Source organism: Ekhidna sp. (genome assembly GCF_963691765.1).
Lineage (GTDB): Bacteria > Bacteroidota > Bacteroidia > Cytophagales > Cyclobacteriaceae > Ekhidna.
Genome location: NZ_OY829375.1, coordinates 2,272,029 through 2,298,756, shown reverse-complemented (window position 1 = coordinate 2,298,756; position 26,728 = coordinate 2,272,029). Strand labels below are relative to the sequence as shown.

The following is a 26,728-nucleotide window of genomic DNA, read 5'->3' as shown; positions in this document are numbered from 1 at the left end:
AACCAACTTTTTAACGAGAAGATCTAATTCCTATTGAAAAAATCTACTTTACTTCATCTACGCATCCCCTTTTCCTTCTACCTATTGCCTGTCTTCCTCTTGGCACTGGCAGTTTCTGGACAAGTAGATCAAGGTAACTTTTGGATTAGCTTCCTTATCCTTCACCTCTTAGTTTATCCAGCTAGTAACGGATATAATTCATACTTTGACAAAGATGAAGACAGCATTGGCGGACTAAAAAATCCTCCAAAAGTCAGCAAGGAACTTTATGGCGTTTCCATCGCAATGGATATCATCGCACTAATAGGTGCTTTTGCAATTTCATTAGAGTTTGCTCTCATGATCTTTATCTATGGGGCTATTTCAAAGGCATATAGTCATCCTTCCATACGATTGAAAAAATATCCAGTGATTGGATGGCTTGCGGCAGGAATATTCCAAGGATATTGGACCTTTATACTTAGCTACATTGCCGTTACGAATACAAATCTTGCTGATGTATGGGTAGCCTCTGTTCAAATTCCAGGTGCATTGAGCACATTTCTACTTCTGGGTTCATATCCAATGACGCAAATCTATCAGCACGAAGAAGACACCAAACGTGGTGACGTCACTATCAGTAAAAAACTAGGCATACTTGGTACTTTTCATTTTACCGCTGTTGCATTCATGTTTTCAAGCACAGGATTTTTCTATTTCTTCATGAAAGAATTTTCGTTAAACGCAGCAATATTATTTGGGATAGCCATGTTTCCAGTTCTTACATACTTCAGCTATTGGTATCTACAGGTGCGAAAGAACACCCTTGCTGCTAACTTCTCGTCTACGATGCGATTAAACTTCATTTCAGCACTAATGCTAAATTCATATTTTATCTATCTGTGGCTTAGCTAATCGGTGAGCCATGTGTCTTTTTCATCAGGTACCTTGTAAAAGGAGGGAATAACTTTCCAAACATTACCGCTGTCCCTGATAGGTTTGCGGATCCAAATAAACCTTGGATCTTTCTTCCAGCCAGAAGTCTGTTAGCAAACATACTGTTCCAAGCAGCTCTGTAGTCATCTTCTAGATCGGCACGATTAAATCCTTCACTGAAATTCTTAATAATCAATTCTGATAAAATTTTTGTCGAATGAATAGCCATGGCCATACCATTACCACAAAGTGGTGTGATCATTCCAGCAGAATCTCCCGACATTAAAATATGATTAAATACAGGCTCTTTCTTTTCAAATGTTATCTCATTGATAACCTCTGGTTTCTCAAATAGAAATTCTGATTCATTAAACAAATGCTTGAGATGCGGATTTCGAGCAATTAGCTCTCTCTCCATATTCGGAATGGAACCATGTTTCTTAAGATTTGATCGATGGGACAAATAACAAAGATTATAGACTTCATTTTCCACCATACTAATTCCACAATATCCACCTTGAAAATTATGCAAGGCAATCTCATCTCTAACAGCATAGTCAGTTTTTATATGATATTTTACGCCTATGTAGGGTGACCTTCTCGAGATAAATGGTCGATCTAAGTTTTTATCTAGGGTACTTCTTTTACCAAAAGCTCCAATAACAACTTTGGACTCAAACACTTCACCAGACTTAGAAGTCACTGCATGGTGATTGTTTTTCATTACCGATTCTATGATCCTCTCATGAATAATTTCTACACCTTCTTGCTTGGCTTTATCTGCGAGCCAGGAATCAAATAGATACCTACTTATACCAAAGCCTCCTAGATCCAATGGTATTTTTAAAAATGACCCTGAGATTGCGCTTAATTGAAATTGCGAAATATTCGTAGGATTAAGTTCTTCCGGAAATAGGTTGATCTTTCTCAAATAGGGAATTACCTCATTGGATATATATTCACCACAAACTCGATGGAAGGGATACTTCTTTTCTTCAAATAACAACACCTTCAAGCCTGCTCTTCTCAATAAAATCGAATTGATCAAACCGGCCAAGCCACCACCTATTACAATCACATCATTCACCTTTCGAAGGTAGGTAATAAAAAAGCCCACCTAATAAAGGCGGGCTCACTTTTTTAAAATCAATTTGCTTATAAACCTAAACCATAATGTGCTCTACTTCCATCTGGATAGACACCCTCAATCAGAATTCCGTCTGTGCGAGTTCTTTGAAAATATCTTTCTAGATCACGAATGTTTTTGATTTTCTCATTGTCTATTCCGGTGATAATAAATCCTTCTTTCATCCGCACATCTTTCCACTTTCCATCCCCAAGTTCTTTGATCTGCACGCCGCCATCTATTCCCAATTTATCCATTAGATTATCAGAGACATCAGCAAAAGTTGCACCCTCCACTTTATACTCGGACGCCAACTCAACGATATCCAGCGACCCTTCTTCATTTCTCAACTTTGCTATTACAAATTTTTCTTTGCCGTCACGAATAAACTTCACCTCTACTTCATCTCCCGGACGTTTCACAGCAACCTGTTCCTGCAGCTGTGCCACATTATTTACAGGCTTATTGTCTATCGCTATTATAACATCACCTCTCTCAATCCCCGCTCTATCTGCCGCCTTACCTTCCATCACGGCATTGACATAAATTCCTTTTAGAATATTTAAATCAAACTGCTCAGCCACCTGCGCATTCACATCATATATGGATATTCCAAGAAGAGCTCGCTGCACTTTTCCATATTCAACTAGGTCACTTACTACTTTTTTAACCAAGCTCACTGGGACTGCAAAAGAATAACCAGCAAACGCTCCAGAAGGAGATGCAATCGCAGTATTAATGCCAACAAGCTCGCCTCTCAGGTTAACTAATGCTCCACCACTATTTCCAGGGTTTACTGCTGCATCAGTCTGAATGAATGATTCAATCTTATAGCTGCCATTTAAAATATTGATATTCCTTCCTTTGGCACTAATTATTCCTGCGGTAACAGTCGACCTAAATTCATAAGGATTTCCAATCGCGAGCACCCATTCACCAATATTAATTTCATCAGAATTGCCATACTTTACTGCAACTAGATTTTCTTCTTGTATTTTGAGCACGGCCAAATCAGTATTCTCATCTACCCCTACAACCTTTGCCTGATAGCTTCGATTGTCATTTAAAACCACCTCTATTTCATCTGCATTGTCGACCACATGGTTATTTGTCACAATGTATCCATCTGCTGAAATAATAACTCCTGAACCTGCACCGCGTGCCGGTCCGCCTCTTCGCTCATACCGTTCTCCAAAATAGTCCTTAAAAAAATCATTGAACGGGTTATTAGCTCGCATACCTTCACTATAGGTAGTACGTATATGAACTACTGAATTGGTTGCATTCTTTGCGGCAAACACAAAATTTAGACCGCTGGGAACAATGAAGTCAGCTGAATCAAACACATAGTTTGTCAAACTAACTGGATTTGCATCCTGCGTTATTGGTCTTACAATAGTTTCCTTAGGTGCAATAAATGAAAACCCTATTACGGCCACTATTCCTCCAAAGAGAGAGGAGAAGACCATTGCCATTATTAAACTCCTTTTACTCATATTTTAATCCTTTTTGATACATGGTTATACCGTAAAAATGCAGATATGGTTTTGCTCAATGTCCCAAATCAAAGCGTCATTAACCAATCTTAACAAAAAAGGGGTGCTCTACAAATAAAGCACCCCCACTCACCAACTCTCAAAACACTTACTTAACTGCTATTTGCTTCTTCGTTACTTTCTTTTCATCCTTAGGCAATGTGATGGTTAATATTCCATCAACATACGATGCATCTACTTTATCCTTATTAATTATATCTGGTAGATAAAAAGTGCGGTTGAAGTTTCCATAGTAGCTCTCGACACTATGAAAGTTCTTCCCCTTATTTTCTTTTTCCATCTTCCTTTCACCACTTATAGTGATTTGATCTTTGTTCAAGTCAATATTGAAGTCTGACTTGTTCATTCCGGGAACATGAAGTTGAATTTCAAATTCAGACTCAGTTTCTGCGATATCAACCTTTGGCGAAAAAGATGATACAGATCCACCAGAAAAATCCTGATTAAAAAATTGATCAACCAAGCTTCTAAAATTGGTAGGTCTGTAGTCGTTTGTGTTATACTTTATAAGTCCCATTTTCTATTGTGTTTATGTTTTACAAATTCGATTTATGGTTTGCAGATGATCGAATTCCATACCAACGCAAAAAAGAACAATATTTAATGCCATTTTGGCACATTATATGCAAATTGATGAAATTTAATATGACATAATGTCTGTTTTTGATCAAATTTTACTATTAAAAATTTTTTTGATTGAGTGCATTGAGAATTGTGAAATGGATGCTTACATTTGCACTCCTTTTTAGGAAAAAATTCTCCCTTAGCTCAGCTGGTTAGAGCATCTGACTGTTAATCAGAGGGTCCTTGGTTCGAGCCCAAGAGGGAGAGCAAAGCCTGGCAAACGCCGGGCTTTTTTTGTTTTTACTAATTACCAATAAGATACTCAAAGGGTCGCTTGGGTGGTACGCCACTCCGATCGAGCCCAAGAGGGGGAGCAAAGCCTGGCAAACGCCGGGCTTTTTTTGTTTTTACTAATTACCAATAAGATACTCAGAGGGTCGCTTGGGTGGTACGCCACTCCGATCGAGCCCAAGAGGGAGAGCAAAGCCTGGCAAACGCCGGGCTTTTTTTTGTTTTTACTAATTACCAATAAGATATTCAGAGGGTCGCTTGGGTGGTACGCCACTCCGATCGAGCCCAAGAGGGAGAGCAAAGCCGGGCAAACGCCGGGCTTTTTTTGTTTTTACTAATTACCAATAAGATATTCAGAGGGTCGCTTGGGTGGTACGCCACTCCGATCGAGCCCACGAAGGAAAACCTTTGAAGTCAGGCAGTTAGGTATACTGAATGCCCTTTTTGTTTTTCGCCTCCACCGCTTAAAGTAAAGCTTAAAAGTTAACCCCTACGTAAATGTTTGGCTCAAAAAGAAAGTAGTTTGCCCACTTATCGTCCATCTCTTTAAACCCAGCTGGAGCATTGTCATCAAACATCCAGTGTTGACAATGAATCTGGGGTTCTATGAAAAATCGTTTTTTCTTACCAATTGAGACATGGTAACCCAAATGATAGGAATTATAAACTTTGAAATCCTTTCCTAGTTCATTACCATCTAAATCCATATAGGTTTGAAATTGTGGCAAAACTTCAACAGTTGCAAATAGCCCTTTCCAGAGCATTCGCTGGTACGTTATTCCTATACCTCTTTCCCGTACATGTCCTACATAGAATTCACTTTCTGTCTCTAGCTTATCTAATAGACCATCCCACCATTGGATTCCCATTGGCTGAAACAATCGCCAGGTGGCAAACTTTAGTCCTATGATATTCTTATTATCCAGATTACGCTTTACATGAAGCTCTATCATTTGTGTACTTGTTCGATCGTTCCACCCTCCCCCGATAGGATCTGTTATGATAAAGTAAGGTGTGCTTACCCTCCACTTATGGGTGACTTCCGTTTCTTTACCCGATGGTGAGTTTGCTTGAGCAAAAGCACTCAGCGTTCCGAATAATAAGAGAATTACAATTAAATTTTTCATAATAGTAGTTTTTTAAAAGAATGTTTTTTTTGAAATTGAATAGTCATCAGTAGCCAGTTTACTAGCTGGATAATTTGGTCGTTCCCGAAGGAATTTTTCTTTTTCTAGATTTATTTAACCGCCATTTTAATCCAAACAACGGCCTTAGAAAACCTATCCTCTTGATGCTGAATTCATAAATCAGGCAGCCCGTGATGCCCGTGAACACTGTGATCAATATGAATTTTAGCGCCACTGACATATCCAATGGAAGAAAAATCATCGCTCCTGTATATAATGTGAACATATGAATGATATAAACCGGGTAAGCAGCCTGACTTAAATAGCTTAAAATTTTACTCGGCTTGTTCAAGTATTTGTATCCGAATCCAAAAACCGAAAGGATCCAGCAATTGGATTCGAATGCCATGAGATATCCCGGCGATTTCAGTTCGAAAAACATCAACCGCATAACATATAAAATCACTGCCATCCCCAGGTAAAGCCACCTCCATTTCAGAATAGTCTGCCAGAAGCTCTTACCAGCATACACAAAAAGAAAACCGAAAAAGAAAGCCAGAAGTCCAAGGAAGAATCCATGCCAGGTCTGAGCATACAGTTCAAAGACCTGCGGCTTTACAACTATGGTTTCAAGGATAAAAAAGATTGTTATGGAAATAGGACCTATGGGATTACTCATAAAGAGCGATAAACGCTCCATGAATCTTCCACCCTCTATTTTCTTTAGGTAGAAAAAAAGAGGAAATAGCATTAGAACGTAGATGAATATATTTCCTAGGAACCACAGATGTGCAGGATGTGCATTATAGCCTAAGGGCATATTGTAGTATCTCTGAAAAACCAGAAAATGCAATGGAACAATGGCTAATATGCCAAAGACGAAAGGAATAAGAATTCGCTTAGATCGTTCAAGCAACAGTTCTTTCCAATTTCGCTTTCGGATGGCGAAATAAACGCCCATACCCGAAACATAAAATAGGAAAGGGATTCGCCAGACGTTCAGCATGGTCATAGGCTTCCAGATATTTTCCAACATCTCGTCGCTTCTAATAAATCCAATAAACATGGCCCATGGTTGGAAGATAATTGCGACATGATATACTAAAAGCAATCCTATCGCAATCACTCGCAACCAGTCAATATCGTATCTTCTTTCAATTATCATAAGAATACTTTATTTACTGATCCGTTATTGCAACATCATCCCGATTACTGGGCGGGTCTTTTCTAGTTGTTCCATATCCAGTTGCATTCCTAGTGGTGCTAACTGTTGCTGCATCATTTCATAGAAGGGTTTAATCTCAGAAAATGGACCCATTACAGTTTCTCGCGGAGTTGCACCGAAATTATTTTTAATCGTCTTATCTGCTTTGGCATCAATCAGCATCTGTACGATCTCAACACGGCAAAAGAAAGCTGCAGAATGAAGCGGAGTTGAGCCATCGTTATTAGAGATAGTTAAGTCTGCACCTGCCTCGATCAGTGCTTTCGCAATCTCTATTTTATCAAATGTTGCTGCTGAGATTAAGGGTGTTGAACCACTCATTGGCTCCCTTTCATTAATGTTAGTGCCCGCCTTTATATGTTGTCTTACTACCGCAAGGTCGCCGGATAGCACTGCGGCGTGAATATCCATTTCAGGCTTTTCAATTCCTGATTCATTTTTCTTGCTCGTATTGGTTTGGCCGCAAGCTTGCAAAAACATTGTCACTATGACAAGGTTCATTAGTAATATCAGGGTGCTTTTTTTTAATGTTTTCATCATCTCAATTTTTTAATGTTTTTGTGATCAATTAATTCTTCACAAAGGTCAGAGAGAAGTGAAAGTGAGGGCTATGAGCTATGAAGCCAAATCCATAAAGTTTGCGGAAGTCATAAAAACTATGAAGCAGATATATAAATTATGAAGCAAGAAAATGCATTCTTCATATTATTAGAGGGATTCTTTCCAGAATTAACTTGCTTTAAATATCACTAGCTTTGATTCACACAAATGTTATGTCAGATATCTCTTTCAACACCGGAAACTTTGTAGATCAGGCGAAATCCATCATCCTTGAGAACGTATCCTATGAACAATTTGGTGTTTCTGATTTGGCAGAAGCTATGAACACCAGTCGTTCTAATCTACTTAGAAAGATCAAGCGGCATACCAAGCTCTCTGCGAGTCAGTTTATTCGTCAGGTACGGTTGGAAAAGAGTATGGAGATACTTGGACAGACTTCCATGAATATTTCGGAAGTTTCATTCAAGGTAGGATTTGGAAGTACTTCCTATTTCATTAAGTGCTTCAGGGAATACTATGGATATCCACCAGGTGAAGTGAGTAGAAGAGGAGAGATTGACAAGGGTTCTGAAATCCCCTCAAACAGACAAAGGCAACTGGTTGCCATAATGTTCACTGATATTGAGGGGTATACTTCTCTCATGCAGACAGATGAAAAGAAAGGGATATCTTACCGTGATAGACACAGAAAAATTTTTGATGCTTCGACAAAAAAATATAAAGGACGTATCCTTCAATATTATGGTGACGGCACATTAAGCACATTTCCAAGTGCTATTGATGCTGTGCGATGTGGTATTGAAATGCAGCTTGCTTTTAGAGATGAACCTAAAGTTCCGATTAGAATTGGAATTCATACGGGCGATATCATTGTAACAGATGAAGAAATTATAGGAGATGGTGTAAATGTTGCCGCCCGAATTGAAGCACTTGCCAAAACGGGAAGTGTTTTTATCTCCGACAAGGTGTTTGACGAAGTTAAGAATCAAGACGATCTACTGACAGCGTCCATGGGGGTTCATAAACTGAAAAACGTTACAAAACCAATGGAAGTGTATGCAGTTTCCAATGACCAATTGGGCACTGTTGAGGAAAGAAAACCGAGAATCATAAAAAAAAATCCAGTTCTGAAGTGGTCCGCATTTGCTGCTGTAATCCTAATTGGGGTTCTTGCTCACTACTTTGGAATATTCAATGGAAAATGGAGATCAGATTCAGTAGCGAGCTTAAGCTATAAATCCATAGCCGTTTTACCATTCAAAAACGAGAGCAGTGATTCGACAAATCTGTATTTTGTGAATGGACTGATGGAGTCAACGCTGAACAACCTTCAAAAGATTAAAGACCTACGGGTCATTAGTAGATCCTCGGCAGAAAAATACAGAAACACCAATAAGACAATTCCCGAAATAGCGGAAGAACTCAATGTCAGTTATTTTGTAGAAGGCAGTGGTCAAAAGATTGGAGACCAAATACTACTTAATATCCAGTTGATTGATGCCTCAAGCGATAGGCACCTCTGGGCAGAGCAGTATAACCGGGAAGTGGTTGATATTTTTGAATTACAGAATGAAGTGGCTCGAAATATCGTCAACTCCATAGAAGTCATCGTAACCCCATCAGAACTTGAGCTCATAGGGAAAAAACCTACTGAAAACCTGCAGGCCTATGACTATTACCTTCAGGCGCTTGGCCCACTAAACTCGCGAACACCAGATGGGCTGCAACAAGCCATTGGTTTACTCGAACAAGCGATTGAACTGGATCCTGAGTTCTCATTGGCTCATGCCAACATTGCCATTGCCTACTATCTGCTTGAAATGTCCCGAATGGAGAAAGAGCATACTGAAAAGATTAACAGTTACGCAGACAAGGCGTTACTTTATGATTCGAAATCCGCCGAGAGTCTGATCGCGAAGTATTTTTATTATGTACAAACAAAGGAGTACGAACTAGCCCTGCCACATCTGGAAAAAGCTCTGGAGTATAATCCTAATTCATCTTTTGCTATACAGATGCTTGCAGATTTCCATTTTCGAATCGTACCGAATTCTGGTAAATACCTGGAGTACGCTTTGAAGGGGGTGCAACTTGACGTGGCAGCTAGCGATTCGATAACCCGAAGCTATCGCTACTTAAACTTGAGTAATGCCCTCATCCAGAATGGTTTTATTGATGAGGCACTCATGTATATTAACAAATCACTTAACCACTTTCCAGCGAACTATTGGGCTCCTTATGTAAAAGCCTTGATACTGTACGCCAAGGAACCCAATTTAGAACTTACCAAACAAGCCTTATTGAAGGAATGGAAAAAGGATACCACGCGATTAGACATCTTGCAGGATGTAGCAAAATTCTACTTTTTCAAAGAAGACTATGACAGTGCTTATTACTACTTCAAAAAATTTATCACCGCCAAAGAAGAAAATGGACTTAATATTTATGCTCAGGAAGATATAAGGATTGGTAAATTATATGAAAAGATGGGCCTAAGAGATCAGGCTCAGGAATATTACCAGTCATATGCAGATTACTGTGAAAATGATCAATCCATCTACAAAAGTGTAAGCTTAGCTGTGAAATACGCCAATGAAGGAGAAATAGACTTGGCTATCGAACAACTGAATATCTTCGCGACACAGGATAATTTTCAATACTGGATCTTATTAATAAAAGATGACCCACTTATTAACCCTTTGAAAGATCATCCGGAATTTGATGATGTCATGCAAAAAATTGAGGATCGGTTCTGGGGAAATCAGTCAAAGCTTGAAAAGTCTTTGAAAGAAAAAGGATTGATTTAGATCGGATTAATTGGATCACCCCCTGAGAAATTACTATTTCAATTGGAAGATATAGTAAATCAAAGAACACCTATTAAATAGCCTAGACCTAGTCCAAGCGCACCTACTACTATTTTATCGGTAAATCCATTCCACCATATACCTCTGATTTCCTTCTTCAGGCGATCAATTGTATGATCCATCTCACCTATTTGTCTTTTCAAATCTTGATTGTTTTTGGTCAGTTCGTTGTTATTTGATTTCAATGAGGCAAGATTAGTATCTAGATCCTTGAGAATTTGTTCTAGATCAACATCAACCTCAGTTGATGAGGACTCCATACGCTTCAGAAGTTTGGAAACTAGCTTTTCAACTTCTTTAACTTTAGATAGCAGTTCTTCATTTATAGTTTTTAATTCAGTATTAAGCTTCCTTGCGTTTTCTAATTCATCAAGTTTTTCATTTAGCAATTGCGCTCGATCTTGACTGATAATATATGCCGTATCCGCTTGAACTTGCACCACATCACCCTTCTTAAGTACTAGCTTTTGGTCTGATTTTCGAAACTTGATTTCCTGCCCAACAGAAATAAAAGAAAGGAACAAAAATAAAATAGATAGGTAGTGAGTTTTCATGATTTTAAAATCTAAGGCTGTCTAAACTTACAGAATCCGTGGGGATGGAAACATCGATCGTATCATACTCATCAACAAGATTGCCAAGTTCGTTGCGGATATTTCTAAGACTTGTATTTTGCGATTCAGAAATTTTAGCGAGCTTATCTCTGAAATCTGACAACTGCATTCTGGTTTTACCGAATTCGTTGTAGAGGTCTACATATTTTTCTTCTAACTTTTTATACTCTTCTTCAACTATTTGTAAAGTATCAATTCGGAGTTCAAGCTCCTTTGTTATTCTTTTAGCTTCCTTGAGGGATGTTCTGCCGAATAATATATTTAAACCCAATGCTAATGCAAGAGCCACTACCACCACGGTTTGCCATCTTACCTGCTTGAATGCGCCGGAATTAAAAATGGTTTTCATAGTTAAATAAATTTAGATTAGGACTGATAAGCTTGTTATTGCTTGTATTAAAAATAACGTATTCATTTCAATTTAATCGTAAAGAGGAATTCAGACTGTCCTGCAAAACCGACACTACTTTACTTTTGAAGCTTGAATAATTGTATCCGGTCAATGCATCTATTCACCCATAATCTTTGGGGTGTAATCGAATTTTATCCAAAAAAGCAGGAGGCCAAATCAAATTTTAGGTGGGCTTGCTTAAATTTAAAATCTCTAACGAACCACTAGCCATTGGAAACTTATAAGAAAGTACTTTTGATCGACGATGATGATATTGTGAATTCGATCAATTCTGTCATTATCAAACATGCGAAATTTGCAGATGAGGTTGAATCAATCAACAATGTTCCTCACGCACTAGACTTCCTTAATAGCGTAAAATCCTCAGGCGAAACTCCAGATATCATTTTCTTAGACTTAAATATGCCCGGACAAGATGGATGGGATTTTATTGAAGAATATGAAAAATTAGGCATCAATGGGTCTACGAGAGTAATTATGCTGACTTCTTCCATTTCTGCAAAAGATGAAGAAAGAGCATCCTCATCGAAGTGCATCACAGCATTCATATCTAAGCCGCTTTCTCCGGAATTACTTGAAAATATCTACGAGAGTCACCTTATAGAAAACTAAGAACTAGTTTAATCTTAGCGCGAACGTGGCCCCTTTGCGTACTTCGCTTTCAACCCGAACTCCTCCTCTATGATAATCGATTATGGTTTTTATTATATATAAACCTAATCCAGAACCATCAACATGAGAATGCAACCTCGTATATGGTCTGAAAATTTCATTCTTGTATTTAATAGAATCAAATCCTAACCCATTATCGTTAAAAATGAGCGTAGTATGACCACTGACCTGTTTGGTTTTGACTTTAATCTGAAGCTGTTTTTCAGGATCTCTATAAGCAAGAGAGTTAATCAATAAATGTTTAAAAATTGCTTTTAATTGAGACTTGGGATAGAATAAAAGTGGAGCTTCAGAAAAATCCTTCTTAATAACAGCATTACAACTTTTGATTTTACTAATCTGAGTTGAAACCACCTCCTTCAAAATTTCATCTATGTCAAGTTCTTCTCCATCGGTCGATAGTTCCTCTCTCACTTTATTGACTTCAACCAAAGAATTAACCGTCTTCTCTAGTTGTTGATTAGTCTTCTTTGCATTGTTAAGTATTGCTTTGAAATTAGATTGATTCAAGTTGTCTTTACTCAACATATCCAGGAGTGATCCAAGATTGGTAATTGGAGCCTTTAAGTCATCTGCAGTGCTATAGGAGAAATGAATAAATTGATCAATTTCACTTTGAGAATACGCAAGTTGATCTGCCATATCATTGAATGACTCTACAATATCACTTGTTATGCTATTTGAGCTAAGCTTGATCTTCGCATTGTAATTGCCTTGACCAATCCTTTCAGCTCCTGTACGAATATCTTCTAGTGGCCTCCAAATTCGATAGCTAAATGTGTAGACCGCCAGAAGAGATAGTATAACAAATAGGAGTGTTAGCGTTACAATCCACTTCATCGAAAGTACCTCTTCCTGCTCCACTACCTTTACCAATGCCTCTGTAAACATTTCGTGACGCATCAAAACTCCTTCAACTTGTTTGTTGAATTGATCCTCTTCAGATTCGACGCGCTCAGATGCAAAAACTGCTTCTTCAATCTGACGCTCCTCCAACAAATCCATTACTTCAAGTGCATGCTGCTCATAGCTGGTATGATCACTTGCGAGCTTTTTTATGGAAAGAAGTAGGCCTTTTAACTTTATCCTTTGCACTTCCTGACTTGTCTGTTTGAGCGCATCTGAAACCTCTTGTTCGGCTTCTAATAGATCAACATCAACAAGTGCTGCTAAATATCTAAATGTACTATCAGCTTCTGCAAAACCCTGTAGTGCAATATCTCCATTGGTATCTAGCTCTTCTGAATATCTTATTGCTCTTTCAAATGCGATGGCTTGTTCGAGTTGGTTAGTCTCGATCTGAGTTAAAATCTCAATAATTGGCAAGTCTATATTCGCAACATCATCAATATCCTTGTGAGTGGCAACAATTCGTAGTAACCCGAATGCACCAAGAATCAATATCAAAAAGATGATAAATGTGCTTCTACGGAGAATTATTTCTTTTATCCGATTCGGTCTTTTGGTCATGTTAAGTTGGTCGCAGTACGATTTTAAGTCGACTAATCTAATTCAATTTTGGCGGTCATGACACGGATTGTGTCATCAAGATTCATTGTTTCAATTTTAAGCTGCTGTAAAAGCTCTTCATAAGCTTCTCTGCTTTCCCAATTTAGCTTGATTAGATCTATTAGTGCTAGTATGGTAGACAATGGATGACGGATGCTATGAGAGGTATAAAATGCATGATCGGACAACTTGCGCTCAAGTTTCTCTTTTTCCTTTTCTTCTACTTTGAGGTCACTAACTTCCGATCGATGAAGAAAATCTTCTTTTAGTCTCAACAATGCATCATAGCATTGACTAATCATTGAAGCAGCGCTTACCATAATCAACTTATCCTGATCAGAGAAGTCATTTTTAGACTGCCACTCAATTGCCAATATTCCAAACAATCGGTTGTCATTCCAAACTTGGATACTTGCCCAAGAACGCATCTTATTTTTAACCAAATAATCCAAAGCAAATTCCCCCAACTCAATAGAATCTTCACCGCTTTCTATATGAACAAAATGCTGCTGCTTCAAGAGTTGGATAAATGAATCAAAAGTAGCTTTATCTACAGCCTCACCAACGGAGGATGTATTTGATTCTGAATCAAAGCTTTGAATACTTTCGAATTCATCAGTTTCTGATCTGTAAAGCCAAAAGGAGGAACGAAAACCATTTGCAGCTTTACAAACTGATGGCATCAGCTCGGTAATAAAGTCTTTAAACTTTCCGCCCTGCAAGGCCTCAGACTTTGTCAGTTTTATTATCTCATCTACTTTTTCTTCACTCTGCTGACTCATAATTTCCAATGTAGTTTGCTATTGAGAATACATTCGCAAATAAAATTAAAAGCTATTTCCTAAAAATATCCTCATCATTCTTAAAAGCTTTAAACTCAAGGGCATTGCCAGAAGGGTCATGAAAAAACATGGTAGCTTGTTCTCCTGGTTCTCCTTCAAATCGAACATATGGCTCAATTATAAAATTGACTTTACCTTCAAGTCTCTCAGATAGTTTTTCCCAATCACCCCATTCTAAAACTACTCCAAAGTGTGGAACAGGCACAGCCTTCCCGTCTACAGGATTCACCGAACTATCACTCCTTTGATCAACCATATGAATCACAAATTGATGACCAAAAAAATTGAAATCAACCCATTTTTCTGAAGATCGACCTTCCTCAAGACCCATTACATCACGGTAAAAGATCCGCGTTTCATCGAGATCTTTTACCGGAACAGCAAGGTGGAATGGTCTAAGTAAGCTCATTACCCTAAGAATGGATAGCGGTAATCCGTAGGTGAATCAAATGTTTCCTTAATTGTTCTAGCACTTACCCATCTCATCAAATTCATCATTGCGCCAGCCTTATCATTCGTGCCAGAGCCTCTTGCTCCACCAAATGGCTGTTGTCCTACTACTGCACCAGTAGGTTTATCGTTGATGTAGAAATTTCCTGCTGCATTTCGTAGCTTATAAGTAGCCAAGTCAACAGCATATCTATCCTTACTGAAAATCGCTCCAGTCAATGCATATGGAGAAGTCTGATCAACAATATCCAATGTTTCTTCGAACTTATTTTCATCATAAACATGAATAGTTAGAACAGGTCCAAAGATTTCCTCACACATTGTTCTGTACTTAGGATCTTTTGCTTCAATCACGGTTGGTTCAACAAACCAACCCTTGGAATCATCATAATTACCACCTGCGATGATTTCTACGTCTTTGTCAGCCTTAGCTTGATCTATATATCCGGAGATTTTTTTAAATGATACCCCATCAATAACAGCATTAACAAAGTTTGATGGATCTTCTGGAGAGCCCATCTTGATGGACTGTAGATCTTCAATCATATATTTCTTAACATCTGACCAAATATTAGAAGGGATATAAGCTCTTGAAGCGGCACTACACTTCTGCCCTTGGTATTCGAATGCTCCTCTTACAAGGCCGGTGGCAACCTCTTTTGCGTCAGCCGATTTGTGAGCAACCACGAAATCCTTACCCCCAGTTTCTCCTACAATTCTAGGATAAGTTTTGTAAGCATCAAGGTTTGCGCCAATCGTTTTCCAGAGCATTTTAAAAACTCCAGTACTACCTGTAAAGTGCAGCGCGGCAAAATCCGGATGTTTGAAGACCACGTCACCAGCTACTGGTCCATCTACATAAATTAAGTTGATAACTCCGTCTGGCAGTCCTGCTTTCTTGAAGACTTCCATGATGACTTGTGCAGAGTATACTTGCGTATAATTTGGCTTCCATACTACCGTATTTCCAAGCATTGCTGGTGCAGCGGGGAGGTTCCCAGAGATTGCTGTAAAATTGAATGGCGTGATTGCAAATACAAATCCTTCAAGCGGTCGATATTCCATTCTATTCCAAATGCCATCGGAAGATATCGGCTGCTGCATATACATCTCTTGCATAAAAGAGACATTGAATCTAAGAAAATCTATGAATTCGCAAGCAGCATCTATTTCTGCCTGATGTACGTTCTTGCCTTGCCCAAGCATAGTCGCCGCATTGATTTTAGCTCGGTAAGGTCCAGCTATCAAATCAGCAGCTTTTAAAAAGATGCTTGCTCTATTTTCCCAAGACATCTTTTCCCATGCTTCTTTTGCATTCAAAGCAGCGTTGATTGCATCATTAACGTGAGATGCATCTCCTTCTGAGAAATGTCCTAAAACATGTTGATGATCATGCGGACATGTCATCGGTATTTTTTTATCAGTATGCACCTCCTTGTCACCAATAAACATTGGAGCTTCAATCTGCTGGTCATACATTTCTTTGTATTTAGCTAGCAACTCTTCTCGAGGGGCTGTTCCAGGAGCATAGCTCAATACTGGTTCGTTAATCGGATCAGGTACGAAAAAATTTCCTTTTGGCATCTTTCTGTTGTTTATAGATAGGAGCGCAAAAGTAAGATGAATAGTTCAAAAATTCGTGGTCCCTTAATAGTTGACCAGACTACATACTATAGCAATTTCAATAGCTCGATATGAGATTGTATTGTAAAATCAGCCAGAGATTTTTTTCTGCCTGATGGATCATAGAATATGGTCTTAATCCCATAGTCTTTAGCCCCTTGAATGTCAGTCCTAGGGTTATCTCCGATCATGATACTATCATCCTTTGTGGCTGAGGCTTCTTTCAATGAATGCTCGAATATTACTGGATTTGGCTTTCTCGCATCTATGCATTCGGAAGTAATCATCACCTTAAAATACTTGGCTATTCCAGAGTTTTCTAATTTTCTGTTTTGCGCATCAAGGAAGCCATTTGTAATTATATGGAGCTCATACCTGTTGGATAAATAATTAAGAGCAGTCAGTGCATCTTCCATCAAATAAGGCTTCTTGGAACAATTCTCGAGGAAATATGAAGATGCTAATGGAGACTTCTCAACATCAATTCCAGACTTGATAAAAACCTCATTAAAGCGCTGTGTCTTGATGTACTCACGATCGATTAATCCGTTGTTGTATTTCTGCCAGAGCTTGTCGTTGACATCATAGAACGTATTAACAAATTTCTTTTGAGTGAGATCTCCACTGTTAAGATTTAGATTAAAATATATCTCCGTCAACGTCTCATGAGCACTTCGATCGTAGTCCCATAGCGTGTGATCTAAATCGAAGAATACGTGCTTGATTCCCTTCACCTATTATAATTTTTTGCCTCTATCTTATTTTTTGCGAGAGCAAGATTAGCATTCATCGTCTTGTATACCTGTAAATCCTTACTTAAAACAGGATCTTTTTTTAAAAATTCAAAAATCTGACTGACCATATCATAGCCTTCTTCTTTAATACTGTAAAAAACCCATTGATCATATTTTCTAAAAGTGACCAAACCAGCATTTTTTAAATACGTTATATGACGAGATGTTTTTGTTTGAGTGAAGTCCAAAATTGCTTCAAGATCTGAAATACAGAGCTCTTCTTGGCGATATAATAAATGAATTATACGTGTACGAGACTCATCCGAAAACGACTTGAAAATTTGGGTTCCATAAGACAAGTTAAAGTTCTTGAGCCTCATTTTTTCACTACTTTTACCTTAAGTTAAACTATTATTGATTAAATCGCTTTTAATAGATAAAGGAACTTGATTTGAGATATATACTGATTCTTTTATTTTTTGTTTTCACAGAAGGAATTGTCTACTCGCAAGAGCAATCCAAGAAGGTAATTCAGTTTACTGGAGTTGTATTTGGAGTCGACAGCACTTCTGTAATTCCGGGCACTCATGTATATATTCCAAAGTCAGGCAGAGGCACTACTACCAACCCATATGGCTTCTTCTCATTGCCAGTACTTGAGGGTGATAGCGTAATCTTTAGTGCTGTAGGCTTTAAACGCGCATACTATATTATTCCAGAATATGATAAGGAATCAAGCCTCAGAATAATCATTGCATTAGAAGAGGATATACAGTTTCTTGAAGAGGTTGAGATCAGACCATACCCAACAGAAAGCATGTTTAAAGAAGCACTTTTAAGCATGGAATTACCTCATCAACGAGAGTATGCGAATATTTATCAGTGGTTGAATAGTCAAGTGATGTCAGAAGCTTATTTAAACTTACCAGCGTCTCCGAATGCGAACCACCAATATTACATGCAATTACAAAGACAATCTTACATTAATCGCTATTCACCGCCGCAAAATCAATTGCTTAATCCTTTCGCTTGGGCAAACTTTATCAATTCACTCAAGCGAAAGAAAAACTAAATGGCTATCTCCTTTTAATTTTTTTAGTTACTTAATGAATTTGTTTCTAATCCTAATTGGATTCAGATATCCTTTTTGGAGATCTTTTGTAACAAATTTTGGTTCAAATACTCTATAGAGAGTCATAGCGGATAAATAAGTAATAATTACGTTTAATTCTTAATTAAAAGAACTATTGTATTTCGAATTGATTGATTTCGATTAAAATATCTTGATCCTATGTTATGGCAATAGGATTGTCAGTATTACATTTTTTTGATATTTTACATCCAAATGTGAAGGATTTAGGTTCTTCTTATTTTAATTTAATACGTTGAGTTTTTAAAAAAATGTGACATTTTTGTATACGGAGTATTTCCCGGATCTAATAAACAGATGCTATGACTGACCCTATTTCACCTGAACTACTTACCAACTGGAACACTTACGGAGGATATCTAGCCATGGCTGTGGCTGGTGTCGGCGTATTAATCTTGTTAGGACACTACCTGAAATTACTTGCTACTGGAGACTTTAAAACCAGATATGACTACATCAACATGCATGAAATCAACATGCTATGGAATGGTGCATTGCTCATAATCGTAGGAGGCACACTTTACTTCAACACTGTTTTTGCTGAGTCTACATGGCTGTGGTTTTTTGTAAGGCTATTCATGAGCTCAATGTTCGCAATCATTTTGGGAGTGATCATTCAGAATGTCTTAAAGTTTTACTATCCATTCTTTATTGAGAAAAGACTTAAGAAATTAAGATATACTCCAAGAACTTCTCCTGATGGAAGAAAAATGAAACTTCTAAGTGAGGAAGAAGAAGATGTTTACCTTGATGAAGGTATGCAGGCTGAGGAAGATGCATTCTCTGTTGATTACGATGTTTGGATTGATGAGCAATCAGGATTCACCAAGATCGAAAAATATAATGGTAGACTTCATGCCCTTCAGTGCAACAACTGTAATTATCAAACTTTAAAAGTTGATAGAGAAGAAGTGATTCAAGTTGCTACAGAAACGGAAGAAGGAGAATTAATGAAATACTATGCTTGCGGTTATTGTGGACACAAAGAAAGAAAGTCCTTCAAAATTGCAAGACTTAAAGCTGGAGAAGCTGTTTAAGGAAATTAGAATTAAAAAACCCTGGCAGAGATGTCAGGGTTTTTTAATGTCTTAAAGTTTAATACATACATTTTGTGGCTCCGAAAAAAATCTCAGAGCTTCATTCCCGCCCTCTCTTCCAATACCTGAATCTTTCATTCCTCCGAATGGAGTTCGCAAATCTCTAACCAGCCAACAATTGACCCAAATAATACCAGATTGTACTGCATGTGATACTCGGTGAGCTCGCTTTAAATCAGAAGTCCAAATGGTGCAAGAAAGGCCATATCTAGTAGAATTAGATATTCTAATCGCCTCATTTTCATCTTTAAACCTGTTCAATGTAACTACTGGCCCAAAGATTTCTTCCAGGTTAGTTCGGCAATTTTCATCTAGACCTTCTATGACTGTTGGCTCATAGTAAAATCCATCTTTCTCGATCCTATTGCCTCCGTGCAATATTCTACCTCCTTCTTCTATCGCTAACTTGACGTACGAGTCTACTTTTTGCAAATGAGATTCCGACACAAGTGCTCCAAGGTTTGAATTGTCATCCGAAGGATCTCCAACTACTAACTTCTGACATTCTTTCACAAACTTTTCTTTGAACTCGTCATAGATAGCATCTTCGATCAGAATTCGAGAGCCGCATAGACATATTTCTCCTTGATTGGTAAAAGAGCTTTTCACACTTGTTTTGACAGCCTCTTCAAGATCGCAATCTGAGAAAACTATATTCGGATTTTTGCCCCCAAGCTCCAATGACACTTTTTTAAACTGCTGGGAGGCTGTTGCTCCAACAATCTTTCCTGTGGCAGTACCTCCAGTAAATGATATAGCCTTCGTAGCAGTATGTTCAACAATCGCTTGTCCAATACCCTTTCCTTCTCCATGCAAAATGTTTAGCACGCCGGCAGGCATTCCAGCCTCTTTCGACAATTCCCCCAACATGTAAGCAGTCATGGGAGTTAGCTCCGAAGGCTTCGCAATTACACAATTACCCATCGCAAGTGCTGGCGCAATTTTCCAGGAAAAAAGATATAGCGGCAGATTCCATGGCGAAATACAACCTACAGTGCCTAAGGGAGCTCTTCGAGTATAGTTTACCATGAATCCTTCTGAAACTTGAGCTTCTGAGGAGAAGTTAACTATGGCAGAAGCGTAAAACCTGAAATTTGCACTTGCTCGAGGTATATCAACTGCTTTTGCTAACCAAAATGGTTTTCCATTATCGCGGCTTTCCATTCGAGCCAGTTCCTCTAGATTGTCTTCGATAAGATCAGCAAGCTTGTGAAGAATTCTGCTACGTTTATCAGCAGCCATGCTACTCCATTCTGGGAATGCACACTGAGAGGCAGAAACAGCTTTTTCCAGATCTTCTTGAGTTGAATTAGGAATGCTGGCAAAGACTTTACCAGTTCCTGGATCTACATTGTCAATGTAATTTCCTTTAATCGGATCAATATATTCCCCATTTATGAAATTCTGAATCTTTTGCATGTCATTAAATTGAACCAGTTCGACCTCCATCTATTCTTAAACTTGTGCCACTTATATAAGCACCACTTTTACTGCATAATAGCCCTGCATATGCTGCAATCTCCTCAGGCTCACCAAAACGTCCTGCAGGAATAGTTTTTTTCATGTCACTCTCAACTTCTTCTTTCGATTTACCCTGACTTTTAGATTTTCCCGCAACTAAACTTTCAATTCTAGAGGTATTAATAAATCCTGGTAGAATATTGTTGACAGTAATCCCAAATTGGCCCAATTCATTAGCTAAAGTTTTTGCCCAAGAAGCCATTGCACCTCTAACTGTATTACTGACACCCAGTCCAGGTATTGGAACTTTTACTGAGGTAGAAATTATATTAACGACTCGTCCATAGTTGGCTTCTTTCATTCCAGGGAGCAGCAACTGCACTAGCGTATGGCTTACATGGAGATGCCTCCCAATAGCCAAATCAAACTCATCAAGATCGGCATTAGCCAATGGTCCAGGGGCAGGGCCTCCAGTATTGTTTATCAAAATATGATATACACCATTTGATAAACCTTTCCGAACTTCTTTTTTAACATCTTCAAGATTGTCAAAATCAGCCACTAGATAATCATGGTTTCCAGGACCCAATTTGGCCAAAGCAAGTTTTAAGGAATCTTCACTTCGAGCAAAAAGTGTAACACTAGCCCCCATTTGGCTAAGTTCTTGTGCAATAGCTAGCCCCATTCCCTGCGAACTACCGCAAACCAATGCTCTTTTACCTTTCAGGTCTAAATCCATAATTTTTTCCTAACTTTTCTTCAAAAATAAACATCTCTGACATGGCGATAAAAAGACCTTTTAATCTACAAAAATGGATAGATGAAAATCGGGATTTACTGAAGCCCCCAGTAGGCAATAAAAATCTATACAAAGAAGCTGGCGATTATATAGTAATGATCGTTGGAGGACCAAATGCGCGTAAAGATTATCACTACAATGAAACAGAGGAACTGTTTTATCAATTAGAAGGAGACATTGAGGTAACAATACAAGAGGATGGTAAGGCTGTAAAGATTCCTATCAAAGAAGGTGAAATGTATTTGCACCCAGCAAAAGTTCCTCACTCACCGGCTCGTCCTGAAAATACAGTCGGCTTAGTTATCGAACGTAAGCGTGAGTCTAGCCATACGGATGGTTTAATGTGGTTCTGTGATAATTGTAACCACAAACTTCACGACACTTATTTTCCCCTTGTTGACGTAGAGAAAGATTTCCAACCAAGATTCAGAGAGTTTTTTAACTCTGAAGAGTTGAGAACTTGCGATAATTGCGGTACAGTCATGGAAACAGATCCAAGATTTACTGATTAAAAAAAAGTTTTGAAACAAGAAGCAATTGATAGAGCTAATAAGCTCGATTCTTTAGACCCATTAGCCCAGTTTCGCAATCAATTCCATTTCCCTCAGAAAGATGGAAAAGATTGTATCTATCTATGCGGAAACTCCTTAGGCCTTCAGCCTAAAGCTACGTCTGATTTCGTCAATGAAGAATTAATAAATTGGCAGAATAGAGGCGTGGAAGGTCATTTTACAGGAAATAAACCTTGGGTTAGTTACCATAAAAATTCAAAAGCATCGCTTGCCAAGATTGTTGGAGGTCACGAACATGAAGTTGTCGCCATGAATAATCTTACTTCCAATTTGCATTTAGCAATGGCTTCTTTTTATCAACCAAAAGGCAACCGATCAAAGATTTTAATTGAAAGAGGAGCATTTCCTTCAGACTTTTATGCGGTTTATTCCCGTATAGAAAACAGTGGGTTTAATCCTAAAGAAGACCTTATTGAACTCGAAGCTTCAGACGGATCTGAATATCTTTCAACAGAGGAAATTGTTAAAAAAATTGAAGATTTAGGTGATGAATTAGCATTGGTGATGTTCCCGGGAGTACAGTATTACACGGGGCAATTTTTTGACATTCAAAAAATTACAGAAGCTGCACATAAAGTTGGGGCTAGGGCTGGCTTTGACCTTGCCCATGCTGTTGGAAACGTTCCTCTCGAACTTCATAATCATAATGTCGACTTTGCAGTATGGTGCACCTATAAGTACTTAAATTCCGGACCTGGAGGTGTTGGTGGATTATTCGTTCACGAGCGGAATGGGAAAGACATCGAGCTAACAAGGCTATCAGGATGGTGGGGGCATAATTCAGAAGCCCGCTTCAAAATGGATAATGAAATAAATCCAATTCCAAATGTTGATGGTTGGCAATTGAGTAACGTTAATATTTTATCACATGCATCACATTTAGCTTCACTCAAAGTTTTTGATGAAGCTGGAATTAACAATCTAAGAGAAAAGAGTGTTAACCTTACCAACTTCATGGAAGAGCTAATACTCAACTCAGATGTATTGCAAGGGCAGGTTAAGATTATCACACCTTCTATTCAACAAGAAAGGGGTGCTCAACTTTCCATTTACTTGCTAAATCATGGTAAAAGTGTATTTAATTACCTCATTGATAATGGAGTGATATTAGATTGGAGAGAGCCAAACGTTATTAGAGTTGCTCCTGTTCCTCTTTATAATTCATTCAAAGATGCATTAGCATTTGTTTCAATTTTAGAAGACGCCATAGCCAATGAAGGATAAGATAAGTATAGTTGGCGCAGGTTTGGTTGGGTCTCTGCTCGCAGTGATTTTGAAGCAAAAAGGGTTCGAAGTCCAAATTTTTGAAAAACGAACAGATCCAAGAAAATCCAAAGCCTTAGAAGGCAGATCAATAAACCTAGCATTGTCGCAAAGAGGCATCAAACCACTAAAGCTAGCTGGCGTTTATGAAACTATTGAGCCCTATTTAATACCTATGAATGGTAGGATGATGCATTCAAAAGATGGTGATTTGACATACCAACCATATGGAAAAGAGGGGCAGTTTATCAACTCTGTATCGAGAGCACAACTTAACCAACTATTAATCGAAAGTGCGGAGGCTGCTGGTGTTCAGGTTTTTTTTGATCATAAATGCAAAGACGTTGACTTCAAGAAAAACTTCATTGTTTTTGAAAATGGGTCAAAAGTTGAATCAGATTTAATCATTGGCACCGATGGAGCCTTTTCCGCAATTAGAAAAAAATTACAGATCACTGACCGGTTCAATTTTTCACAACACTATATAGAGCACGGTTATAAAGAGCTATGCATTGAACCGAAAGACGGCAATTTTAGGCTTGAACCAAACTATTTACATATTTGGCCGAGGGGCAACTTTATGCTCATCGCACTACCGAACAACGATAAGACATTTACATGTACGTTGTTTTTCCCTTTTGAGGGAAGTCCTTCTTTTGATTCATTAAACAGTATAGAAGCAGTTAATAGTTTTTTCAAAGAGTACTTCAATGATGCATTGGAATTAATACCAGATCTTGCTGATCAATTCTTCAACAATCCAACTTCTACCTTGGTAACTACTAAATGTGAACCATGGAATAACAATAGAAGTATTTTACTTGGCGACGCTGCACACGCCATCGTTCCATTTTATGGACAAGGAATGAATTCCGGATTCGAGGATGTCAGACTCTTCATTGAAAAGGCAGAAGAAATGGATTGGGATTGGGATAAAGTACTTCCTTCATACTCATCCATGCGAAAAAAGGATGCAGATGCCATTTCAGAACTTGCACTTCATAACTTTATTGAAATGAGAGATCATGTTGGAGATCCTTCTTTTTTGAAGCGAAAGAAACTTGAAGCTCAGATTCAAGAGAAATTTCCTGCAGATTGGATTCCACTTTATAGCATGGTCACATTTTCAGATATGCCATATTCAGAAGCACTTAGATTGGGTAAAATCCAGAAAAAAATAATGGATGACGTACTCAAAGAAGATAACCCGGAATCAAAAATAGATCAGGCTATTTCTCAATTTAATGCTCTAAAGAAAGTCGACTAGCAAGTTTATCAATTGTTCGCTGCTCTTCGTGAGCAATCCCGTCTGCAGCATTAGCAAATAGGTACATCGCCTCGTAAACGAACTCTTTCTCGTCAGGATGTTCTTCAAGATAGCTCTTTAGCGTATTTAAGAATTTCTTTTCCCACTTATCAATGTTTTCAAGAAGGTACCTGAATTCTGTCCTAAATAGCGTCTCTATTGATTCAGCGTTTGAGTTTGGAATCTGATCGAGGTACAAAAGAGCTAACCCTTTGGAAATGCCAAGCACACCATCCCATTCTTCTGGGTCAAGTTTGCCATCAGACATACATACTAGCAAAGAAGGATAGATTTTTAGGATGTAAGTAAACTGATCTATTGATAAATCAGACTTCCTTGTCTTATGATATTCTTCGAGCAGTATCTCGTGTTGATTTTTCATTTCCTAGGTAATAGTGATAGTTATAAGCCTAAAGATAGGATTGTTTGCAGACATGCCATACTTAAAATTCTTTAAGCTGCATGTTTTTTAAAATAAAGGAAGATGTTATTGAAGGACGGCGTCCTCCTCATTATTACCTTGATCAAGTATTTCTTTATAATTCTGATAAATACTCAAAATTTCAGAGACATATTCAACGGGCTCAGATCCTCGACAATATCCATACTCAACCACTGGATCATTGAAATAGCCTGCACTTGATTTCTTAAGTAAAAACCCACTTACATCATTCCAACTGGTAATGTTGCCTCCATATTTCTCTGTAAGTCTAACTGCATCTTGCAAATGCCCAAGGCCTACATTGTAAGAGGCTAATACAAACTTTAATCGCTCATCTTCATCTTCTATCTTATCTAACCATTGACTTTGTAGCCATTGTATATGTTTTTTACCAGCAAAAATGTTTTGAATTGGATTGTAGAGATCACTAACACCGTACTCTTGGCCTGTTCTGGGCATAACTTGCATAAGACCTTTTGCACCCGCCCATGATACTGCCTTAGGATTAAACTTGGATTCTCTGTAAATCTGGGCAGATAACAATAGCCAATCCCATCCCAATTCTTCGGCTGTTTGCTGAATCAAAGAGTCGTAAGGAGAAATTGCCTCACCACTTATTGAAAAATATTTACTCCTAGATCTTCTAAGTGCTGATTTAGAACTTCTAAAATATTTATCGTAAACCACATAGTAGTCCGTGGTTTTTCGCATACGTTCTATCCATTCATTCAATGCCAATAATAGATTGCTTGAATTCTTTCTTACTCCCCAAGCTATTTGAGTTGGAAAACTCACAGGAGTCCTAATATCAAGATTGGTGTGGTATGTGGAATTAACCAAAGCAATGTCTTCTTCAGCAACTGTAAAATCAATCACGCCATCTGCTACTTGCTTAATTAGTGTCTCAGTTTCAACATTTGTGTCTCCAGGCACAATTAAAATGTCTCCACCTATTTCATCGGAGAGATTAACCATTCGATCAAAATATGCAGAATGTGGTCTTACAACTACTTCCTTCCCAATAAGATCAACAGGATTTCTAATTAATTGAGCTTCAATTTCATGAAGTTTCATTTGGCGCCAATTTTCAGGCTTTCGCTGAATTAGAACTTGTTTTTGCAGGTTATGATAATGCGTAAAAGCGATTCTTTTCTTCCGTTCTTTTGTCACAGTAAGATTATAAGCCAATATATCCCCATCACCAGTATTTAGCTTATTAAACCCCTCGCCTATGTTTTGTGTAATATCAAATCTGAGTTGAAGCCCGTGTTCATCGCAAAACATTTTTAGCAATTCATACTCATAGCCCATTGTCTTCCCCTTGTAAACAAAAAGACCTGTTGAGCTATTGTCCATGATAGCTGTTATGTATCCTCTTTCTTTGATTTTATCCAAATCAAAGTCAACAATATATTCTTCTCTCTCAGGATATTGATCATTACTTGCCTTGCTAGAAGACGATTGCTTGCAAGACAGCGCCAAGGATATTGCAAACAGGAATAAGATGACGGTATGTAGACTGACCCGCATATTCATCTCTTAAAATAGGC

General features: G+C 38.1%; 26 protein-coding genes and 1 tRNA gene. 9 read left to right on the top strand and 18 right to left on the bottom strand.

From position 1 onward, the window contains the following. Positions 1-33 precede the first annotated feature (33 nt). On the top strand, positions 34-894 hold the full coding sequence (locus tag ACY650_RS10405; RefSeq protein WP_462247288.1) for a UbiA family prenyltransferase: 861 nt from the start codon (positions 34-36) through the stop codon (positions 892-894). Here the strand turns inward: ACY650_RS10405 and ACY650_RS10400 are convergent. The 3 genes from ACY650_RS10400 to ACY650_RS10390 all read right to left on the bottom strand — a co-directional run bounded on the left by ACY650_RS10400 (position 887) and on the right by ACY650_RS10390 (position 4,114). Then, the gene (locus ACY650_RS10400) at positions 887-2,002 is read right to left on the bottom strand and encodes an NAD(P)/FAD-dependent oxidoreductase (RefSeq protein ID WP_462247286.1); all 1,116 of its coding nucleotides are present in this window, start codon (positions 2,000-2,002) and stop codon (positions 887-889) included. The genes ACY650_RS10405 and ACY650_RS10400 overlap by 8 nt on opposite strands. 68 nt (positions 2,003-2,070) lie before the next feature. Then, on the bottom strand, positions 2,071-3,537 hold the full coding sequence (locus ACY650_RS10395; RefSeq protein ID WP_462247284.1) for a Do family serine endopeptidase: 1,467 nt from the start codon (positions 3,535-3,537) through the stop codon (positions 2,071-2,073). A 148-nt stretch (positions 3,538-3,685) separates the two neighbouring features. Next, positions 3,686-4,114, bottom strand: coding sequence for an Hsp20/alpha crystallin family protein (locus ACY650_RS10390; RefSeq protein ID WP_462247282.1), 429 nt, complete (start codon positions 4,112-4,114; stop codon positions 3,686-3,688). 240 nt (positions 4,115-4,354) lie between these two features. On the opposite strand from ACY650_RS10390, the gene ACY650_RS10385 reads away from it, so the two are divergent. After that, positions 4,355-4,428 (top strand) — tRNA-Asn (locus tag ACY650_RS10385). Positions 4,429-4,928: 500 nt separating this feature from the next. Here the strand turns inward: ACY650_RS10385 and ACY650_RS10380 are convergent. The 3 genes from ACY650_RS10380 to ACY650_RS10370 form a co-directional block, all read right to left on the bottom strand. Next, positions 4,929-5,579: a hypothetical protein gene (locus tag ACY650_RS10380; protein ID WP_462247281.1), complete on the bottom strand. Its 651-nt coding sequence runs from the start codon at positions 5,577-5,579 to the stop codon at positions 4,929-4,931. Positions 5,580-5,640: 61 nt separating this feature from the next. Beyond that, the gene (locus ACY650_RS10375; protein WP_462247280.1) at positions 5,641-6,744 is read right to left on the bottom strand and encodes an acyltransferase family protein; all 1,104 of its coding nucleotides are present in this window, start codon (positions 6,742-6,744) and stop codon (positions 5,641-5,643) included. 24 nt (positions 6,745-6,768) lie between these two features. Then, positions 6,769-7,344, bottom strand: a complete 576-nt coding sequence (locus tag ACY650_RS10370) for an ankyrin repeat domain-containing protein (RefSeq protein WP_462247278.1) — start codon at positions 7,342-7,344, stop codon at positions 6,769-6,771. Between the two features lie 233 nt (positions 7,345-7,577). Between ACY650_RS10370 and ACY650_RS10365 the strand changes: the two genes are divergently transcribed. Beyond that, positions 7,578-10,172, top strand: a complete 2,595-nt coding sequence (locus ACY650_RS10365; RefSeq protein ID WP_462247277.1) for a helix-turn-helix domain-containing protein — start codon at positions 7,578-7,580, stop codon at positions 10,170-10,172. Positions 10,173-10,231: 59 nt separating this feature from the next. Here ACY650_RS10365 and ACY650_RS10360 read toward each other — a convergent pair whose 3' ends face one another. Beyond that, a complete protein-coding gene (locus ACY650_RS10360) occupies positions 10,232-10,786 on the bottom strand; it encodes a hypothetical protein (RefSeq protein WP_462247275.1) in 555 nt (184 codons plus the stop codon). A 4-nt stretch (positions 10,787-10,790) separates the two neighbouring features. Continuing rightward, positions 10,791-11,195 (bottom strand): hypothetical protein, encoded by a 405-nt coding sequence (locus tag ACY650_RS10355; protein ID WP_462247274.1) that lies wholly within the window; start codon positions 11,193-11,195, stop codon positions 10,791-10,793. Positions 11,196-11,468: 273 nt separating this feature from the next. On the opposite strand from ACY650_RS10355, the gene ACY650_RS10350 reads away from it, so the two are divergent. Continuing rightward, a complete protein-coding gene (locus ACY650_RS10350) occupies positions 11,469-11,870 on the top strand; it encodes a response regulator (protein WP_462247273.1) in 402 nt (133 codons plus the stop codon). Between the two features lie 3 nt (positions 11,871-11,873). Here the strand turns inward: ACY650_RS10350 and ACY650_RS10345 are convergent, their stop codons facing one another. The 6 genes from ACY650_RS10345 to ACY650_RS10320 form a co-directional block, all read right to left on the bottom strand. Next, positions 11,874-13,400, bottom strand: a complete 1,527-nt coding sequence (locus ACY650_RS10345; protein WP_462247271.1) for a sensor histidine kinase — start codon at positions 13,398-13,400, stop codon at positions 11,874-11,876. A gap of 32 nt (positions 13,401-13,432) precedes the next feature. Next, positions 13,433-14,221: a hypothetical protein gene (locus tag ACY650_RS10340; protein ID WP_462247269.1), complete on the bottom strand. Its 789-nt coding sequence runs from the start codon at positions 14,219-14,221 to the stop codon at positions 13,433-13,435. Positions 14,222-14,273: 52 nt separating this feature from the next. Next, on the bottom strand, positions 14,274-14,690 hold the full coding sequence (locus ACY650_RS10335) for a VOC family protein (protein WP_462247267.1): 417 nt from the start codon (positions 14,688-14,690) through the stop codon (positions 14,274-14,276). After that, positions 14,690-16,315: an L-glutamate gamma-semialdehyde dehydrogenase gene (gene pruA / locus ACY650_RS10330; RefSeq protein ID WP_462247265.1), complete on the bottom strand. Its 1,626-nt coding sequence runs from the start codon at positions 16,313-16,315 to the stop codon at positions 14,690-14,692. Before pruA ends, ACY650_RS10335 begins: the two co-directional genes overlap by 1 nt. Positions 16,316-16,401: 86 nt before the next feature. Beyond that, positions 16,402-17,088 (bottom strand): YjjG family noncanonical pyrimidine nucleotidase, encoded by a 687-nt coding sequence (locus ACY650_RS10325; protein ID WP_462247263.1) that lies wholly within the window; start codon positions 17,086-17,088, stop codon positions 16,402-16,404. Beyond that, positions 17,085-17,468, bottom strand: coding sequence for an ArsR/SmtB family transcription factor (locus tag ACY650_RS10320; RefSeq protein ID WP_462247261.1), 384 nt, complete (start codon positions 17,466-17,468; stop codon positions 17,085-17,087). The genes ACY650_RS10325 and ACY650_RS10320 overlap by 4 nt, the downstream gene beginning before the upstream one ends. A 71-nt stretch (positions 17,469-17,539) precedes the next feature. Between ACY650_RS10320 and ACY650_RS10315 the strand changes: the two genes are divergently transcribed. Together ACY650_RS10315 and ACY650_RS10310 are read left to right on the top strand one after the other, a co-directional pair. Further along, complete coding sequence (locus ACY650_RS10315; RefSeq protein WP_462247259.1) at positions 17,540-18,160, top strand: carboxypeptidase-like regulatory domain-containing protein; 621 nt, start codon at positions 17,540-17,542, stop codon at positions 18,158-18,160. Between the two features lie 380 nt (positions 18,161-18,540). Next, the gene (locus tag ACY650_RS10310; protein ID WP_462247258.1) at positions 18,541-19,275 is read left to right on the top strand and encodes a hypothetical protein; all 735 of its coding nucleotides are present in this window, start codon (positions 18,541-18,543) and stop codon (positions 19,273-19,275) included. Positions 19,276-19,326: 51 nt separating this feature from the next. On the opposite strand, the gene ACY650_RS10305 is transcribed toward ACY650_RS10310, so the two are convergent. Continuing rightward, complete coding sequence (locus ACY650_RS10305; protein WP_462247256.1) at positions 19,327-20,754, bottom strand: aldehyde dehydrogenase; 1,428 nt, start codon at positions 20,752-20,754, stop codon at positions 19,327-19,329. 4 nt (positions 20,755-20,758) lie between these two features. Beyond that, entirely contained in the window at positions 20,759-21,535 is a 777-nt protein-coding gene (locus ACY650_RS10300) for an SDR family oxidoreductase (protein ID WP_462247254.1), read from the bottom strand. Between the two features lie 41 nt (positions 21,536-21,576). On the opposite strand from ACY650_RS10300, the gene ACY650_RS10295 reads away from it, so the two are divergent. Genes ACY650_RS10295 through ACY650_RS10285 form a run of 3 tightly spaced genes read left to right on the top strand, consistent with a single transcriptional unit; the run spans position 21,577 to position 24,697 of the window. Continuing rightward, positions 21,577-22,107 carry a 3-hydroxyanthranilate 3,4-dioxygenase gene (locus ACY650_RS10295; RefSeq protein ID WP_462247252.1) on the top strand — a complete coding sequence of 177 codons (531 nt, stop codon included), beginning with the start codon at positions 21,577-21,579 and terminating at the stop codon, positions 22,105-22,107. Between the two features lie 9 nt (positions 22,108-22,116). Then, positions 22,117-23,391, top strand: coding sequence for a kynureninase (kynU, locus tag ACY650_RS10290; protein ID WP_462247250.1), 1,275 nt, complete (start codon positions 22,117-22,119; stop codon positions 23,389-23,391). Then, positions 23,381-24,697, top strand: a complete 1,317-nt coding sequence (locus ACY650_RS10285; protein ID WP_462247248.1) for an FAD-dependent oxidoreductase — start codon at positions 23,381-23,383, stop codon at positions 24,695-24,697. The genes kynU and ACY650_RS10285 overlap by 11 nt, the downstream gene beginning before the upstream one ends. Here the strand turns inward: ACY650_RS10285 and ACY650_RS10280 are convergent. Continuing rightward, on the bottom strand, positions 24,672-25,118 hold the full coding sequence (locus ACY650_RS10280) for a hypothetical protein (protein ID WP_462247246.1): 447 nt from the start codon (positions 25,116-25,118) through the stop codon (positions 24,672-24,674). The two genes, ACY650_RS10285 and ACY650_RS10280, sit on opposite strands and share 26 nt — an antisense overlap. Positions 25,119-25,223: 105 nt before the next feature. Continuing rightward, complete coding sequence (locus tag ACY650_RS10275) at positions 25,224-26,708, bottom strand: MltF family protein (protein ID WP_462247245.1); 1,485 nt, start codon at positions 26,706-26,708, stop codon at positions 25,224-25,226. Positions 26,709-26,728: the final 20 nt, after the last annotated feature.